Source organism: Pseudomonas maumuensis (assembly GCF_019139675.1).
In the GTDB taxonomy this organism is placed as follows: Bacteria; Pseudomonadota; Gammaproteobacteria; order Pseudomonadales; family Pseudomonadaceae; genus Aquipseudomonas; species Aquipseudomonas maumuensis.
In genome coordinates this window covers 2,225,136-2,241,810 of record NZ_CP077077.1, presented here as the reverse complement: position 1 = coordinate 2,241,810, position 16,675 = coordinate 2,225,136, and the positions used below count along the sequence as shown (strand labels likewise).

Annotated in this window: 18 protein-coding genes; 10 read left to right on the top strand and 8 right to left on the bottom strand. The window is 64.2% G+C overall.

Annotated features, from left to right (window positions below):
• The first annotated feature begins 26 nt into the window (after positions 1 to 26).
• From tusD to KSS90_RS10295, 6 genes are all read left to right on the top strand, one after another.
• On the top strand, positions 27 to 419 hold the full coding sequence (tusD, locus tag KSS90_RS10320; protein ID WP_217869285.1) for a sulfurtransferase complex subunit TusD: 393 nt from the start codon (positions 27 to 29) through the stop codon (positions 417 to 419).
• A gap of 1 nt (position 420) precedes the next feature.
• Positions 421 to 780, top strand: coding sequence for a sulfurtransferase complex subunit TusC (gene tusC / locus KSS90_RS10315; protein ID WP_217869284.1), 360 nt, complete (start codon positions 421 to 423; stop codon positions 778 to 780).
• Entirely contained in the window at positions 780 to 1,076 is a 297-nt protein-coding gene (gene tusB / locus KSS90_RS10310; RefSeq protein WP_217869283.1) for a sulfurtransferase complex subunit TusB, read from the top strand. The genes tusC and tusB overlap by 1 nt, the downstream gene beginning before the upstream one ends.
• Positions 1,073 to 1,408: a TusE/DsrC/DsvC family sulfur relay protein gene (locus KSS90_RS10305; protein ID WP_217869282.1), complete on the top strand. Its 336-nt coding sequence runs from the start codon at positions 1,073 to 1,075 to the stop codon at positions 1,406 to 1,408. Before tusB ends, KSS90_RS10305 begins: the two co-directional genes overlap by 4 nt.
• An 11-nt stretch (positions 1,409 to 1,419) precedes the next feature.
• Positions 1,420 to 2,421, top strand: a complete 1,002-nt coding sequence (locus KSS90_RS10300) for a glycosyl transferase family protein (RefSeq protein ID WP_437180088.1) — start codon at positions 1,420 to 1,422, stop codon at positions 2,419 to 2,421.
• 97 nt (positions 2,422 to 2,518) lie between these two features.
• On the top strand, positions 2,519 to 3,478 hold the full coding sequence (locus KSS90_RS10295; protein WP_217869280.1) for a glutathione S-transferase family protein: 960 nt from the start codon (positions 2,519 to 2,521) through the stop codon (positions 3,476 to 3,478).
• Positions 3,479 to 3,609: 131 nt separating this feature from the next.
• On the opposite strand, the gene cysG is transcribed toward KSS90_RS10295, so the two are convergent.
• The 6 genes from cysG to KSS90_RS10265 all read right to left on the bottom strand — a co-directional run bounded on the left by cysG (position 3,610) and on the right by KSS90_RS10265 (position 11,185).
• Positions 3,610 to 5,001, bottom strand: coding sequence for a siroheme synthase CysG (cysG, locus tag KSS90_RS10290; RefSeq protein WP_217869279.1), 1,392 nt, complete (start codon positions 4,999 to 5,001; stop codon positions 3,610 to 3,612).
• Complete coding sequence (gene serS / locus KSS90_RS10285; protein WP_217869278.1) at positions 5,002 to 6,282, bottom strand: serine--tRNA ligase; 1,281 nt, start codon at positions 6,280 to 6,282, stop codon at positions 5,002 to 5,004.
• Between the two features lie 30 nt (positions 6,283 to 6,312).
• Complete coding sequence (crcB, locus tag KSS90_RS10280; RefSeq protein ID WP_023630958.1) at positions 6,313 to 6,687, bottom strand: fluoride efflux transporter CrcB; 375 nt, start codon at positions 6,685 to 6,687, stop codon at positions 6,313 to 6,315.
• Positions 6,684 to 8,009 carry a replication-associated recombination protein A gene (locus KSS90_RS10275; RefSeq protein WP_217869277.1) on the bottom strand — a complete coding sequence of 442 codons (1,326 nt, stop codon included), beginning with the start codon at positions 8,007 to 8,009 and terminating at the stop codon, positions 6,684 to 6,686. The genes crcB and KSS90_RS10275 overlap by 4 nt, the downstream gene beginning before the upstream one ends.
• A 12-nt stretch (positions 8,010 to 8,021) precedes the next feature.
• Complete coding sequence (gene lolA / locus KSS90_RS10270) at positions 8,022 to 8,645, bottom strand: outer membrane lipoprotein periplasmic chaperone LolA (protein WP_217869276.1); 624 nt, start codon at positions 8,643 to 8,645, stop codon at positions 8,022 to 8,024.
• 62 nt (positions 8,646 to 8,707) lie between these two features.
• Positions 8,708 to 11,185 (bottom strand): DNA translocase FtsK, encoded by a 2,478-nt coding sequence (locus tag KSS90_RS10265; RefSeq protein WP_217869275.1) that lies wholly within the window; start codon positions 11,183 to 11,185, stop codon positions 8,708 to 8,710.
• Positions 11,186 to 11,566: 381 nt separating this feature from the next.
• Here KSS90_RS10265 and aat point away from each other — a divergent pair, with 381 nt between their 5' ends.
• The 3 genes from aat to infA all read left to right on the top strand — a co-directional run bounded on the left by aat (position 11,567) and on the right by infA (position 13,334).
• A complete protein-coding gene (aat, locus tag KSS90_RS10260) occupies positions 11,567 to 12,247 on the top strand; it encodes a leucyl/phenylalanyl-tRNA--protein transferase (RefSeq protein WP_217869274.1) in 681 nt (226 codons plus the stop codon).
• Between the two features lie 57 nt (positions 12,248 to 12,304).
• Positions 12,305 to 13,012, top strand: a complete 708-nt coding sequence (locus tag KSS90_RS10255) for an arginyltransferase (protein ID WP_217869273.1) — start codon at positions 12,305 to 12,307, stop codon at positions 13,010 to 13,012.
• 103 nt (positions 13,013 to 13,115) lie between these two features.
• Positions 13,116 to 13,334 carry a translation initiation factor IF-1 gene (gene infA, locus KSS90_RS10250; protein ID WP_002553999.1) on the top strand — a complete coding sequence of 73 codons (219 nt, stop codon included), beginning with the start codon at positions 13,116 to 13,118 and terminating at the stop codon, positions 13,332 to 13,334.
• A gap of 145 nt (positions 13,335 to 13,479) precedes the next feature.
• Here infA and clpA read toward each other — a convergent pair whose 3' ends face one another.
• Positions 13,480 to 15,750, bottom strand: a complete 2,271-nt coding sequence (gene clpA, locus KSS90_RS10245; protein WP_217869272.1) for an ATP-dependent Clp protease ATP-binding subunit ClpA — start codon at positions 15,748 to 15,750, stop codon at positions 13,480 to 13,482.
• 30 nt (positions 15,751 to 15,780) lie between these two features.
• Positions 15,781 to 16,155: an ATP-dependent Clp protease adapter ClpS gene (gene clpS, locus KSS90_RS10240; protein WP_217869271.1), complete on the bottom strand. Its 375-nt coding sequence runs from the start codon at positions 16,153 to 16,155 to the stop codon at positions 15,781 to 15,783.
• A gap of 231 nt (positions 16,156 to 16,386) precedes the next feature.
• On the opposite strand from clpS, the gene cspD reads away from it, so the two are divergent.
• A complete protein-coding gene (gene cspD / locus KSS90_RS10235; protein ID WP_217869270.1) occupies positions 16,387 to 16,641 on the top strand; it encodes a cold shock domain-containing protein CspD in 255 nt (84 codons plus the stop codon).
• Positions 16,642 to 16,675: the final 34 nt, after the last annotated feature.

Sequence of the window (16,675 nt, the reverse complement as noted above, 5' to 3'; positions counted from 1 at the left end):
GCCGCATTCATTTGCTCGAGCTTTCCATGAAATTCGCCATTGCGGTCTTTTCCCCGGCCCATGCGCCCTCCTCGCGCCGCGCCTTGAGCTTTGCCGAGGCGGTGCTGGCCGGCGGGCATGAAATTGCCCGGCTGTTCTTCTATCAGGACGGGGTACACAGTGCTTCGGCCAATATCGTCGCGCCCCAGGACGAGCTGGATGTGGCCGCGCAGTGGCGCGCTTTCGTCAGCGATCACCGGCTCGACGCCGTGGTGTGCATTGCCGCCGCCCTGCGCCGGGGCGTGCTCGACGACACCGAGGCCAACCGCTACCAGCGCCCGGCGGTGAACCTGCCGATGCCGTGGGAGCTGTCCGGCCTGGGCCAGCTGCACGAAGCCGCGCAAATGGCCGACCGCCTGGTCTGCTTCGGAGGTGATTGAAATGGCCAAGTCCTTGCTGATTATCAGCCGCCAGGCGCCATGGAGCGGCCCGTCCGCTCGCGAAGCGCTGGACATCGCCCTGGCCGGTGGTGCCTTCGACCTGCCTCTGGGCATGCTGTTCCTCGATGATGGTGTGTTCCAACTCACCCCTGGGCAGCAGCCAGACGCCGTGCAACAGAAGAACCTGGCCGCCAACCTCCAGGCCCTGCCGATGTTCGGTGTGGAGGAATTATTCGCCTGTGGTCACAGCCTCGCCCGCCGAGGGCTGGACAACGACGCCCTGTCACTGCCGGTGGAAGTGCTCGACAACGCCGCGCTGACCGCGCTGATTGCCCGTTTCGACCAGGTGGTGACGCTCTGATGACGACCCTGCACGTAATCGCCCATTCGCCCTTCGGGGACGAGCGCCTGGCCAGTTGCCTGCGTCTACTCGGCCCGCAGGACGCGCTGCTGCTGTGCGGTGACGCCACCTACGCGCTCAAGGCCGGCACCGAGCCCCTCGCTGCCCTGCAGGCCGCCAATCTCGGCGAGCGCCTGTTCGCCCTCGCCGAAGACCTGCAGGCCCGCGCCCTCGACAGCCAATTGGCCAAGGCAGTGGACTACCCTGCGTTCGTCGAGCTCACCCTGCACCACGACAAGGTCAACAGCTGGCTATGAGTACCCTGACTGTCGGTGATCGCAACATCGCCCTGGACAAGGACGGCTTCCTGGTCGAGCTGCAGGACTGGTCCCGCGAAGTCGCCGAAGCACTCGCCACGCGGGAAAACATCGCCCTGACCACGGACCATTGGGAAATCCTCGAGCTGCTGCGCCAGTTCTACCAGGAGTACCAGCTGTCGCCGGCCACCCGCCCGCTGATCAAGTACACCGCGCTCAAGCTCGGCGCCGAGAAAGGCAACAGCCCACACCTCAATCGCCTGTTCAACGGCACCCCCGCCAAACTTGCCGCCAAGCTGGCGGGCCTGCCCAAGCCGACCAACTGCATATGACCGAGCCACAGCTGAACGAAGCACGCCCTTTGATCCTGGAAACCCCGACCGAGCACCCGTTCGCCGAATTCGTGCGTATCCTCGGCAAGGGCAAGCGTGGCGCCCGCGGCTTGACCCGCGAGGAAGCCCGCGCCGCGATGACCCTGCTGCTCGAGGGCAAGGTCGAGGATACCCAGCTGGGCGCCTTCCTGATGCTGCTGCGGCACAAGGAAGAAAGCGCCGAGGAACTGGCCGGCTTCACCGAGGCCCTGCGCGCCCACCTGCACGCCCCCCAGATCAGCGTCGACCTCGACTGGCCGAGCTACGCCGGCAAGAAGCGCCACCTGCCATGGTACCTGCTGGCGGCCAAGTGCCTGGCGGGCAACGGTGTGCGGATCCTGATGCACGGCGGCGGCGCCCATACGGCGGGCAGGCTATACACCGAGCAACTTCTCGACCTGCTGGATATCCCGCTGTGTCGCAACTGGACGGCCGTGCAGCAAGCCCTGGACAGCCGTCGGCTGGCCTTCTTTCCGCTGCAGGACTGGGCGCCACAGCTTCAGCGCATGATCGACCTGCGCAACACCCTGGGCCTGCGCTCACCCATCCACTCCCTGGCCCGGGTGCTCAACCCTCTCGGCGCCCGCTGCGGCCTGCAGAGCATCTTCCACCCCGGCTACCAGGCGGTACACCGCGAGGCCAGCCGCCTGCTCGGCGACCACGCCGTGGTGATCAAAGGTGACGGCGGCGAGATCGAGGTCAACCCGGATGTCATCAGCCACCTGTATGGCACCTCGACCGGCGAGGCCTGGGACGAGGAGTGGCCGGCCCTCAGTGCCCAGCGCCATGTGAAGCCGGCCAGCCTGCAGCCCGAGCACCTGCTGGCGGTATGGCGTGGCGAAGCACAGGACAGCTACGGTGAACTGGCTGTGGTCGCGACCATGGCCCTGGCCCTGCGCGGGCTGGGCCAAGACCGCGAGCAGGCGTTCAGCCGCGCTCGCGACTACTGGGCCAACCGCAGAAGCATCGAGTAAGCCGATAGATAGGGCGCAGTCTTTGCGCTATTTATTCGAACGCTCTTCACTAGACTGAGCTCCAACGACAAACGACTTTGTTCCGAGGAGCTCCACAATGGGCCTTTTGATCGATGGCCGCTGGCATGACCAGTGGTACCAGACCAGCAAGGATGGCGCGTTCAAGCGCGAGAACGCCCAGCGCCGCAATCAGTTGCCCGCCGCCGAGGCCGGCCGCTATCACCTGTACGTGTCACTGGCCTGCCCCTGGGCGCATCGCACCCTGATCTTCCGCGCCATCAAGGGCCTGGAACCGCTGATCGACGTCTCCGTGGTCAGCTGGCTGATGGGCGAGCACGGCTGGACCTTCGACCAGCAGCAGGGCTCCAGCGGCGATCATCTGGACGCATTGCAGTACCTGCACCAGCGCTACACCCAGGACGACCCGCACTACACCGGGCGCGTAACCGTGCCGGTGCTGTGGGACAAGCAGGAGAAGCGCATCGTCAACAACGAGTCGGCCGAGATCATCCGCATCTTCAACAGTGCATTCAACGAACTGACCGGCAACACCCTGGACCTCTACCCCAAGCCGCTGCGCGCGACCATCGATGCGCTCAACGAACGTATCTACCCGGCAGTGAACAACGGCGTGTACCGCGCAGGCTTCGCCACTTCGCAGGAAGCTTACGAGGCCGCCTTCGACGATGTCTTCAACGAACTGGACCACTTGGAGGCGCTACTGGGCCGCCAGCGTTACCTGGCCGGTGAGTACCTGACCGAAGCCGATGTGCGGTTGTTCACCACGCTGGTGCGTTTCGACGCGGTGTACCACGGGCACTTCAAGTGCAACCTGCGACGCCTGAGCGATTACCCGAACCTGTCCAACTGGCTGCGCGAGCTGTACCAGTGGCCGGGCGTGGCGGGCACGGTGAACATGGAACATATCCAGAAGCACTATTACATGAGCCACAAGACCATCAACCCGAACGGCATCGTGCCCAAGGGGCCGTTGCAGGATTTCGGCTTGCCGCATGACCGGGAGCGGTTAATGGGCAAAGGGATCTGGAAGGCTTGATAAAGCTGGGGCTGCTTTGCAGCCCATCGCCGCGGTTCGTCGCCACGACAAGCCGGCTCCCACAGGGGCTTGTAAGATCCTATGCGAGCCGGCTTATCGTGGCGATGGGCCGCAAGGCGGCCCCAGTCATTTCAGACGTCTTGCGAGCCTTCGAACCACGCCAGCTTCTCGCGCAACTGCACCACTTCCCCGACGATCACCAAGGTCGGTGCATGCACTTCGTGGCGTGCCACCAACGCCGGCAGGTCGGCCAGGGTGCCGGTGAACACCCGCTGGTTGCGGGTAGTGCCCTGCTGCACCAGCGCAGCCGGCGTACTCGCCGCACGGCCATGGCGAATCAACTCGGCGCAGATGGTCGGCAAGCCAACCAGGCCCATGTAGAACACCAGGGTCTGGGCCGGAGCCACCAGGTCATTCCAGGGCAGGTTGCTGGTGCCATCCTTCAGGTGGCCGGTAACGAAGCGCACCGACTGGGCATAGTCGCGGTGGGTCAGCGGAATCCCGCCATAGGCCGAACAACCACTGGCTGCCGTGATGCCTGGTACCACCTGGAACGGAATACCCTCGTCGGCCAGCTCCTCGATCTCCTCACCTCCCCGGCCAAAAATGAACGGATCGCCACCTTTGAGCCGCAGCACGCGCTTGCCCTGGCGAGCCAGGTCGACCAGCAGGCGGTTGATCTTATCCTGCGGCACGGCATGATCGGCGCGGCGTTTGCCGACATAGATGCGCTCGGCGTCACGCCGGCACATCTCGATGATGGCCGGGGCCACCAGGCGGTCGTACAGCACCACGTCGGCTTGCTGCATCAGGCGCAGGGCGCGGAAGGTCAGCAGGTCCGGATCGCCCGGCCCCGCGCCCACCAGGTACACCTCGCCGCCCTGCTGCACCGGTGCGCCGTCGACCATCGCCTGCAACAGACGCTCGGCCTCGGCGCCCTGCCCAGCCAGCTGACGCTCGGCGATCGGGCCCTGGAACACGCTCTCCCAGAAGCCGCGACGCTGGTTGACGTCCGGGTACAAGGCTTTGACCTTGTGGCGGAAACGCGCCGCCAGCCCGGCCAGTTCGCCGTAGGCGGACGGGATCCAGGCTTCCAGCTTGGCGCGGATCAACCGCGCCAGTACCGGGGCGTCGCCGCCGCTGGAAACCGCCACCACCAGGGGTGAACGGTCGACGATAGCCGGGAAGATCACCGTGCATAGGGCCGGCGCGTCCACCACGTTGACCGGCAGGCTACGCGCCTGGGCCTCGGCCGAGACCTGGGCGTTGAGCGCCGAGTCGTCGGTCGCCGCGATCACCAGCCGGCAGCCGTCCAGGTCGGAGGCCTGATAGCCACGCACCAGGACCTCGCCCCCGCCCTCACGGGCCAGCATGGCGAGCTGGCCATCGACCTCAGGCGCCACCACCCGCAGTGCAGCGCCGGCATCAGCCAGCAGGCGCGCCTTGCGCAAGGCGATTTCGCCGCCACCGACGACCAGCACACGGCCGCCCTGCAGCTTATGGAAAAGCGGCAGGTAGTCCATTCAGCGGATGACCTCGACGCCACCCATGTACGGTTTGAGCACTTCCGGCACACGGATCGAACCGTCGGCCTGCTGGTAGTTCTCCAGCACCGCCACCAGGGTACGGCCAACGGCCAGGCCCGACCCGTTGAGGGTATGCACCAGTTCCGGCTTGCCGGTTTCCGGGTTACGCCAGCGGGCCTGCATGCGGCGTGCCTGGAAATCACCGCAGTTGGAGCAGGAGCTGATTTCGCGGTACTTGTCCTGGCTTGGCACCCAGACTTCCAGGTCGTAGGTCTTCACCGCACCGAAGCCCATGTCGCCGGTGCACAGCGCCAGTACGCGGTACGGCAGTTCCAGCAGCTGGAGCACGCGCTCGGCGTTGGCGGTCAGGCCTTCCAGCGCTTCCATCGACTTGGACGGCTCGACCACCTGGACCATCTCGACCTTGTCGAACTGGTGCTGGCGGATCATGCCGCGGGTATCCCGGCCCGAGGCACCGGCCTCACTGCGGAAGCACGGGGTGTGGGCGACCAGCTTGAGCGGCAGTTGCTTGGCGTCGAGGATTTCACCCGCCACCAGGTTGGTCAGCGACACTTCGGCAGTCGGGATCAGGTAGAAGTCTACCTCGCCTTCGCGGGTGATCTTGAACAGGTCTTCCTCGAACTTCGGCAACTGGCCGGTGCCCTGCAGGGCCGGGGCCTGCACCAGGTACGGGGTGTAGTGCTCCTCGTAGCCGTGCTCGCCGGTGTGCAGGTTGATCATGAACTGCGCCAGGGCGCGGTGCAGGCGGGCCACCGGGCCACGCAGCACGGCAAAGCGGGCGCCGGACAGCTTGGCCGCGGCCTCGAAGTCCAGGCCACCGCTGACTTCGCCCAGGGCGACGTGGTCCTTGATCTCGAAATCGAAGGCCTTCGGCGCGCCCCAGCGGCGCACTTCGACGTTGTCGTCTTCGCTGGCGCCGACCGGCACGCTGGCGTCCGGCAGGTTGGGGATGGTCAGCAGGATGCCGTCCAGTTCCGCCTGGATACCGTCCAGCTCGGTCTTGCCGGCGGCCAGCTCGTTGGCCATGCGCTCGACGTCGGCCATCAGCGGGGCGATGTCCTCGCCCTTGGCCTTGGCCTGACCGATGGACTTGGAGCGAGCGTTACGCTCGGCCTGCAGCTGCTCGGTGCGGGTCTGCACGGCCTTGCGGCGCTCTTCCAGCGATTCGATGCGCGCGACATCCAGGCTGAAGCCACGGGAGGCCAGGCGGTCAGCCACTTCCTGAAGTTGGCCGCGTAACAGTTTGGAATCGAGCATATCGTTCTCTCGTTATAAGTAGGTGTTGGTTCAGAATCGGGTCAGGGACAGGCCGGCCCAGGTCGCGAGCAGGCCGCCCACCACGCTGATAATGGTATAGCCCAAGGCCAGCGGGACCTGCCCGCTTTCCATCAGGCGCACGGTATCGAGCGAGAAGGAGGAAAAGGTGGTCAGGCCGCCGAGAAAGCCGACGATCAGCCCGGCGCGCAGCTCGACCGGCACCAGCGGCTTGTGCAGGAACAGCCCGTACAGCAGGCCGATCAGCAGGCAGCCGACCAGGTTGACCGCCAGCGTACCGGCATAAAAGTGTCGCGGCCAGTGGGCCGTGACCCAGTTGGCGGTGGCGAAACGCAACAGCGTGCCGGCGATGCCGCCGGCGCTGACTGCGGCAATCAGTGCAATCACGGTTTTCTCCGCTGGCGAGGGCTGGCACGATCGCGTTCGGCCAGGTGCTTGAGCTTCTCGCCGATCTTCAGCTCAAGGCCGCGGGGCACTGGTTGATAGTACTGGCGCGGTTCGAGCTGCTCGGGGAAATAGTCCTCGCCGGCGGCATAGGCGTCCGGCTCGTCGTGGGCATAGCGGTACTCCTCGCCATAGCCCAGTTGCTTCATCAGTTTGGTCGGCGCGTTGCGCAGGTGCAGCGGCACCTCCAACGAGCCGTGCTCGGCCGCCTCGCGCATCGCCGCCTTGAAGCCCATGTACACGGCATTGCTCTTCGGCGCGCAGGCGATATAGGTGATGGCCTGGGCCACCGCCAGCTCGCCTTCGGGGCTGCCCAGGCGCTCCTGCACGTCCCAGGCTGCCAGGCACAGGCTCAGGGCGCGGGGGTCGGCGTTGCCGATATCCTCGCTGGCCATGCGCACCACGCGCCGGGCGATGTACAGCGGGTCGCAGCCGCCGTCGAGCATGCGCGCGTACCAATACAGCGCACCGTCGGGGTTGGAGCCGCGTACCGACTTGTGCAGTGCCGAGATCTGGTCATAGAACGCCTCGCCGCCCTTGTCGAAGCGGCGGCGGCTGTCACCGAGCAGGCTCTGCAGCAGCTCGACGCCGATCTCTCCGCCATCTTCGGCCAGGTCCGAGGCGTTCTCGAGGAAGTTGAGCATGCGCCGGCCATCGCCGTCGGCGGCAGCCATGAGCATCTTGAAGGCTTCGTCACCCACCCGCAGGTTGCGCTTGCCGAGGCCGCGCTCCTCGTTCAGGGCGCGATCGACCAGCTTGCGCAGCGCGGCTTCGTCCAGGCTCTTGAGCACATAGACCCGCGCCCGCGACAGCAGCGCGTTGTTCAGTTCGAAAGACGGATTCTCGGTGGTCGCGCCGATGAAGATCAGCGTGCCGTCCTCCACGTAGGGCAGAAAGGCGTCCTGTTGCGACTTGTTGAAACGATGTACTTCATCGACGAACAGGATGGTGCGTCGGCCATACTGCCCGGCCTGCTGCTTGGCCACCTCGACGGCCTGGCGAATCTCCTTGACCCCGGCCAGCACCGCCGACACCGTTTCGAAATGGGCGTCGCAAAACTGCGCCAGCAGCCGCGCCAGGGTGGTCTTGCCCACCCCGGGCGGGCCCCAGAAGATCATCGAGTGCAGCGCACCCTGCTCCAGCGCCTCGCGCAACGGCTTGCCGCGCGCCAGCAGGTGCTCCTGGCCGACGTACTCGTCCAGGTTCGACGGGCGCAGGCGGGCGGCCAGGGGCTGGGCGACGGGTTCGCTTCGAAACAGGTCCATCACAGGCTCCGCTTACTCCTTGATGACGTCCGCGCCCTTGGGGATGTCGAACTGGAACTTGCTGTCCGGCACCGCCTGGTTGGCCTTGACGCCATTGAACAGGATGTTGGTGCGCTGGCCGACGCTGTCGATCAGCTGCATGTCATTGATCAGCCCCTTGCGGAACGACACGCGCAGCGAGTCGAACAGGGTGTCCTTGGTCTTGGGCTTCAAGGTGAAGTCCATGACCTCACCCTGCTCCTTGGAGGTGATGTCGAAGCTCTGGCTGATCTTCGAGACGTCGCCGGACAGCAGCAGCGCCGGGGTCTGGTTCAGGCGCACGTCGAGTTTCTTGACAGTCGCCTGCTCCAGGTCCGGGTCCCACAGGGTGACGTTCTTGCCGTCGGACACCACCACCTGCTCCTGGGGTGCGTCGGTGTGCCAGTAGAACAGGCCCGGGCGCTTGACGGTCATCTTACCGGACGTTTCCTGCAGGCTGGTGCCGCTGGCGTCGATGGTCAGCTGGGAGAAATTGGCCTCGATGGTCTGCGACTTCTCCAGCAACTGGGTCAGGCGCTGGACGTCCTGTTCGCCGGCGTGGGCCGACAGGCTGGCAGCGGCCAGGGCAGAAACCAACAGCATGCGAATCGCGCGCATGGAAATCCTCATTGCACAGTGAAGGGGCCGGGCGCCGTCTATGGCGCCCGGCAGGTTGTTCATCAATCGCGTGGGCCGCCCGGGGCAATCACTTCCCGCGAGCCGTTGCTGTTCATCGGCGTGACCACACCGGCCATTTCCATCGCCTCGATCATGCGTGCGGCGCGGTTGTAACCGATCTTGAGCTTGCGCTGCACCGCTGAGATCGACGCCCGGCGGCTTTCCAGCACGAACTGCACGGCTTCGTCGTACAGGGCATCGCTTTCCGAGTCTTCGCCATCGCCGCCACCGCCGCCGCCGTCGAAACCGCTGCCGGCCTCTTCGACACCATTGAGGATGTCATCGTTGTAGTCCGGCGCACCGCGCAGCTTCCAGGCCTCGACCGTGCGATGCACTTCATCGTCGGAGACGAAGGCGCCATGCACGCGGATCGGCAGGCTGGTGCCCGGCGGCATGTAGAGCATGTCACCGTGACCAAGCAGCTGTTCGGCGCCGCCCTGATCGATGATGGTCCGCGAGTCGATCTTGCTCGACACCTGGAACGCCATACGCGTGGGGATGTTGGCCTTGATCAGGCCGGTGATGACGTCCACCGATGGGCGCTGGGTGGCGAGGATCAGGTGGATACCGGCGGCACGGGCCTTCTGGGCGATACGGGCGATCAGCTCCTCGACCTTCTTGCCGACGATCATCATCATGTCGGCGAACTCGTCGACCACCACCACGATGGTCGGCAGGGTCTTCAGCGTCGGCGGCTCGTCGTCCATGCTCTCGCGACGGTACAGCGGGTCGTGGATGACTTCGCCGGCTTCCTGGGCGTCCTTGATCTTGCGGTTGAAGCCCGCCAGGTTGCGCACGCCCATGGCCGCCATCAGCTTGTAGCGCCGCTCCATTTCGGCGACGCTCCAGCGCAGGGCGTTGGCAGCATCCTTCATATCGGTGACCACAGGGCACAGCAGGTGCGGGATGCCTTCGTAGATCGACAATTCGAGCATCTTCGGGTCGATCATGATCAGCCGCGCGTCTTCCGGGCCGGACTTGAACAGGATCGACAGGATCATCGCGTTCACCCCCACCGACTTACCGGAGCCGGTGGTACCGGCCACCAGCAGGTGGGGCATCTTGGCCAGGTCGGTGATCACCGGCTTGCCGCCGATGTCGTGGCCCAGGGCCAGGGTGACCGGCGACTTGTTCTCGTCGAACTGCGGCGACGACAACACCTCGGAGAAACGCACCATCTGGCGATTCTCGTTGGGGATCTCGATGCCCACGGTGGTCTTGCCGGGAATCACCTCGACCACACGCACGCTGGTCACCGCCAGCGAACGCGCCAGGTCCTTGGCCAGGTTGGCGATGCGGCTGACCTTCACGCCGGCGGCCGGCTGGATTTCGTAACGGGTGATCACCGGCCCCGGGTGGATCGAGTCCACCGCGACTTCCACGCCGAATTCCTTGAGCTTGATCTCCAGCAACTGACCGACACCGGCCAGGGACTCAGGCGAGTACTCGATCTTCTTCTGCTCGGCCGGGTCGAGGATGGAAATGGACGGCAAGGTGCCTTCCACTGCGCTGTCGATGAACAGCGGTGCCTGTTTTTCCTTCATGACCCGCTTGCTCGGTTCCGGCGCCTTGTCCGCGGTCGGCGGGATGATCACCGGGGCGGCGGGCTGCGGGCGAGCTACCACGGTTTCGCGCGGCGCGACCGACTCGCGGGCCACGGCAGGTTCGCGCGGGGTTACCGGGCGGGCCGGCGGCTCGTCGCGCGTCATCACAGGCTCGGCGCGCTCGCGCAGCTGCGCCTTGGCCGGCTCGCGCCTGTCGCCTTTGCCGCCCAGGTCGAAGACCGGGTCGTCGACTTCACGCAGCTGGGCTTCCAGGCGCTTGCGCTCGTTGCGCGCCTCCCACCAGCGGCTGGCTGCGCCTTGCACCAGCTCGAACAGGTCGAGGGTGATCTTGCCCGTCAGGTCCATCACCTTGAACCAGGACAAATCGGTGAACACCGTCAAGCCGAACAGGAACAGGGCAATGAACATCAGCGTGCTGCCCTGCACGTTCAGCAGGTTGCGCGCCAGATCGCCCAGGCTTTCGCCCAGGGCGCCGCCCGCGGAAAACGGGATGTTCGCCGAGGGGTGGAAGTGGATATGCGCCAGCGCCGCGCCCGACAGCACCAGGAACACCAGGCCGATCAAGCGCCAGGAGAACAGCCAGCCGCTCCACTGCCAGGGCTGATGGCGTTCGCGGAAAATCTGCCAGGTCTTGATCGCCAGCAGCAGTGGGAAGATATAGGCGAAGTAGCCGAGCACCATGAACAGGATATCGGCGAAATAGGCCCCGGCACGGCCAGCGGCGTTCTGTACCTGCTCGGCATTGCTGGTGTGGCTGAAGCCAGGATCGGCGGTATCGTAGGTGACCAGTGCCATCCACAGGTACAGGCACAAGGCGCCGACGGCAATCAGCGCACCTTCCTTGAGGCGGTAGTGCAGCTGCTGCCGCCACAGGGGCACTGGCAAGGGGGCTGGGGTTGCGGTGGATTTCTTCAAAACGCGTCTATTCCTGCGCGTGCTGCGCGTCCAATAGTGATTGGCCGATCACCGGCCAATGAACCACTACTTTTAACATTACTGCCCACCCGCCGCCATGGCGGCACGCTGTATGGCGCATGAACGGGGGCGACTTTCATATAGATGCAATTTGAGCACGCATTTTCTTTTGTGACAAAGGCTTATGCTGTGTTTTTGCACAGGTGTGACAGCAAATGTGCCAGATGGTGCCGGCGATGGGTGTGTTCCGGGGAAAACGGCTGTCATTTTACGGCGCCGCCGGCCCTATCGCAGCGTTCGCAGTCCGATGGCAGTCGTTGACCTCACGCCCAGGCCAGGCCATGCTGGGTGCCCTCCCCTCCCCCGCCATTCAAGAACCCCATGCTCACCTGGCTGACCCGCGACTCGCTGACCTTCCCCCCCCTGGAAAAGGCCCTGCACGACCCCAACGGCCTGCTTGCCGCCGGCGGTGACCTGACCCCGGACCGCCTGGTCGCAGCCTATCGCCACGGCTGCTTCCCCTGGTACCAGGACGGCCAGCCGATCCTCTGGTGGTCGCCCGACCCGCGCACCGTACTGTTTCCAGGCGAGCTGCATGTCTCGCGCTCGCTGGCCAAGCTGATCCGCCAGGGCCGCTACCAGGTGAGTTTCGACAGCGACTTCCCGGCCGTGATCGCCGCCTGTGCCGCACCCCGGGATTACGCCGACGGCACCTGGATTACCGACAGTATGCGGGCCGCCTACTGCGAGCTGCACCGCCGCGGCATCGCCCACTCGGTCGAGGTACGCCGGGATGGTGAACTGGTCGGCGGCCTGTACGGTCTGGCCATGGGCCGGCTGTTCTTTGGCGAATCGATGTTCAGTCGCGCCGACAATGCCTCCAAGGTAGGTTTCGTGACGCTGGTCGAACACCTGAAGCAGGCAGGCTTCGTGCTGATCGACTGCCAGATGCCGACCGACCACCTGCACAGCCTGGGCGCCCGCGCCATCAGCCGAGCCAGCTTCGCCGATTATCTGGCACAGTATCTGGACCAACCCAGCACAGCCAGCTGGCTCGCCTAGGCGAGTTCCCGGAGCTGGCTTACACTTAGAAACAACGTCTCACCTAAGGGGTTGATCATGACAGAGCTGGCGCGGTTGAAGTTCTATGCCACTCAACCCCACCCCTGCAGCTACCTGCCGGATGAGCAGGCGACCACACTGTTTCTCGACCCAAGCCAACCGATGGACGTACACGTCTACGCCGACCTGTCGGAAATGGGCTTTCGTCGCAGCGGTGACCACCTCTATCGCCCGCATTGCCAGCAGTGCAACGCCTGCGTGCCGGCGCGCATCCCTGCTGCGCGCTTCATTCCCAACCGCCAGCAGCGACGTATCCTCAAACGCAACGCCGACCTGACCGTCACCGCCGCCCGTCCGGCCTACAAGGAAGAGTACTTCGACCTGTACCGGCGCTATATCGAGCAGCGCCACGCCGACGGCGACATGTACCCGCCAAGCCGCGACCAGTTCTCCACCTTCCTGGTGCGGGACCTGCCGTTCTGCTGGTTCTACGAATTCCGCCTGGAAGGCCGGTTGCTGGCCGTGGCGGTATGCGACCTGCTGCCCAACGGTCTGTCGGCGGTCTACACCTTCTATGAGCCCGAGGAAGAGCGCCGTAGCCTTGGCCGCTATGCGATCCTCTGGCAGATCACCGAAGCCTTGCGCCAGGACCTAGAAGCCGTGTACCTCGGCTACTGGATCAAGAACTGCAAGAAGATGAACTACAAGACCCAATACCGCCCCATCGAATTGCTGATCAACCAGCGCTGGGTCACCCTCAACTGAAAGGCATTGGCTTGAAACACAATTTTCGGGCATAATCCACGCCACTTTTTTGCCCGGTGCAGTTGTGCGTCGGGCCATCACTGGATACCGAGGGCTTTACTGCATGTCGAAAGAAGACAGCTTCGAAATGGAAGGCACTGTCGTCGACACCCTGCCCAACACCATGTTCCGCGTGGAGTTGGAAAACGGGCACGTCGTTACCGCGCACATCTCTGGCAAGATGCGCAAGAACTACATCCGTATTCTCACTGGCGACAAGGTCCGCGTCGAACTGACGCCGTACGACCTGAGCAAGGGCCGCATCACCTACCGTGCGCGCTAAGCTCAAGCCATAAAGAAGCCCGGCCATCGTGCCGGGCTTTTTTGTGCCTGGTGAAAACGTATCGCGGCTGAAGCCGCTCCTACAGGCACCGCGCAACCCTGTAGGAGCGGCTTCAGCCGCGATGGGCCGCGAAGCGGCCCCAGCCTTACGCAACCTCAGCCGTGGTCTCGTAATCGAACACCAGCTCATCATCGCGCAGGTCGATGTGCACCACACCGCCATGCTCGGCCAGCTCACCGAACAGGATCTCTTCGGCCAACGGCCGCTTGATCTTGTCCTGGATCAGCCGCGCCATTGGCCGCGCGCCCATCTGCACGTCGTAGCCCGAGCCCGCCAGCCAGCCGCGAGCGGCATCGGTAACCTCAAGAAGCACACGCTTGTCTTCCAGCTGCGCCTGCAGTTCGATGAGGAACTTGTCGACGATGCTCTTGATCGTCTCGTGGGACAGGCGACCGAACTGAATGATGGTGTCCAGGCGGTTGCGGAACTCCGGCGTGAAGCTCTTGCGGATGACCTCCATGGCGTCGGAGGAGTGGTCCTGATGGGTGAAGCCAATCGAGGCCCGCGCGGCGGTTTCGGCGCCGGCGTTGGTGGTCATGATCAGAATCACGTTGCGGAAGTCCGCCTTGCGCCCGTTGTTGTCGGTCAGGGTCCCGTGGTCCATCACCTGCAGCAGCAGGTTGAAGACTTCCGGGTGGGCCTTCTCGATCTCGTCGAGCAGCAGCACGCAGTGCGGTTGCTTGGTGATGGCCTCGGTCAGCAGACCGCCCTGGTCGAACCCGACATAGCCAGGCGGCGCACCGATCAGGCGCGACACGGTGTGCCGCTCCATGTACTCGGACATGTCGAAGCGTACCAGCTCCACACCCAGGGCCTTGGCCAGCTGGCGAGCGGCCTCGGTCTTACCCACGCCGGTAGGGCCGGCGAACAGGAACGAGCCCACCGGTTTGTCGGGCGCCTTGAGACCGGCACGGGACAGCTTGATGGCGGTAGCCAGCGAATCGATCGCCGCGTCTTGGCCGAACACGGTCAGCTTCAGGTCGCGCTCGAGGTTGCGCAGCAGCTCCTTGTCGGAACTGGTGACATGCTTCGGCGGGATACGCGCAATTTTGGCAACGATATCTTCGACCTGCGGCACATCGATGCGCTTGACCCGATTGGCTTCCGGCTGCAGGCGCTGGTAGGCACCGGCTTCGTCGATCACGTCGATGGCCTTGTCCGGCATGTGCCGGTCATTGATGTAGCGCGAGGCCAGTTCGGCGGCGGCGCGCAGCGCCTCATCGCTGTATTCGATGTTGTGGTGACTCTCGAAGCGGCCCTTGAGACCACGCAGGATACCCACGGTATCCTCCACCGACGGCTCGGTGACATCGACCTTCTGGAAGCGCCGCGCCAGCGCACGATCCTTCTCGAAGATGCCGCGGAACTCCTGGAACGTGGTTGAGCCGATGCAACGGATTTCACCGGACGACAACAGGGGCTTGAGCAGGTTGGACGCATCCATCACGCCACCGGAAGCCGCGCCGGCGCCGATGATGGTGTGGATCTCGTCGATGAACAGGATCGCTTGCGGCCGTTTGCGCAGCTCGCCGAGCAGCGCCTTGAAGCGCTTCTCGAAGTCGCCACGGTACTTGGTGCCGGCCAGCAGCGCGCCGAGGTCCAGGGAATAGACCACGCTCTGGGCCAGCAGGTCGGGCACCTGGCCGTCGACGATGCGCTTGGCCAGGCCTTCGGCGATGGCCGTCTTGCCAACACCGGCCTCGCCGACCAGCAACGGGTTGTTCTTACGGCGACGGGCAAGGATCTGCGCGACGCGCTCGACCTCCTGCTCACGACCAACCAGCGGATCGATACGACCGGCACGGGCCAGTTCGTTCAGGTTGCTGGCGTAGGCGTCCAGGGGGTTGCTAGACGATGACGCTTCGCCGCCCTCCTCGTCCTGCATGTCTTGGTCGCTGTCGGTGTTCGGACCATGGCCCGGCACCTTGCTGATGCCATGGGCGATGTAGTTGACGACGTCGATGCGCGCCACGCTCTGCTGCTTGAGCAGGAACACCGCCTGGCTTTCCTGTTCGCTGAAGATCGCCACCAGCACGTTGGCGCCGGTCACCTCGCGCTTGCCTGAGCTCTGCACGTGGAACACGGCACGCTGCAACACGCGCTGGAAGCCCAGCGTCGGTTGCGTCTCGCGATCCTCGTCATGCACAGGGATCAGCGGGGTGGTGGAATCGATGAACTCCTGCAGGTCGTGCTTGAGCTTGTCGAGATTGGCGCCACAGGCGCGCAGAACGGTCGCGGCAGCCTCATTGTCAAGGAGTGCCAGCAGCAGGTGTTCGACGGTCATGAACTCATGACGCTTCGAACGGGCCTCCTTGAAGGCCAGATTGAGGGTGACTTCGAGCTCGCGGTTTAACATAGCTTCACCTCATACCCAAGTGGTCGGCGATTAACCGTCCTTCTCGATTTCACAGAGTAGCGGATGCTGGCTTTCCCTGGCGTATTGGTTGACCTGCATGGCCTTTGTCTCGGCGATGTCACGGGTAAACAATCCGCACACTGCCCGCCCTTCGGTATGGACGGTCAGCATGATCTTGGTCGCCAGCTCGCGGTTCAGATTGAAGAACGTCTCGAGCACTTCGACGACGAAATCCATTGGCGTGTAGTCATCGTTGAACAAAACCACCTTGTACATCGGTGGCGCCTGCAGGATCGGCTTGGCCTCCTGGACGGCAAGGCCCGCGCCATCGTCCTCATGCCCGTCCTCATGCGGCTGCGGGCGATCCTGATTGAATGTTAGTCGAATCTCACTGAGTACATGCATGGAAAGAATTTCATCATGATCGACAGGTTAAGGTTGTGGGTTGACCGCGCAGGCCCCTCCCGGCGCGGGCGCCGGCTGACCTTGACTATCGGCAAAACGGTGTTACAACCAATAAGAACCCACCGTGGTCGATAAAGATCCGCGCAGTCAACCAGATTTTCTCGCAAGGTTCGTATGCGGATGAAGTGGATGATACTCCAGTGATGGAGTCCTTTGCAGAGGGACATAGGGATGGCAAGCGGTAAAGTCAAGTGGTTCAACAATGCCAAGGGCTACGGATTCATCAACGAGGACGGTAAGACCGATGATCTGTTCGCCCACTATTCAGCGATCCAGATGGACGGTTACAAGACGCTGAAAGCCGGCCAATCCGTGAACTTCGAGATCATCCAGGGCCCCAAAGGGCTGCACGCGACCGACATCAGAAGCGCCACAAGCCATATCCAGGCCAGCGCCACGAACCCAGGCAGCACCGTCGAAGTCTGATCTCTGACCTGTCTGCCGGTAAACGAAAAAACCG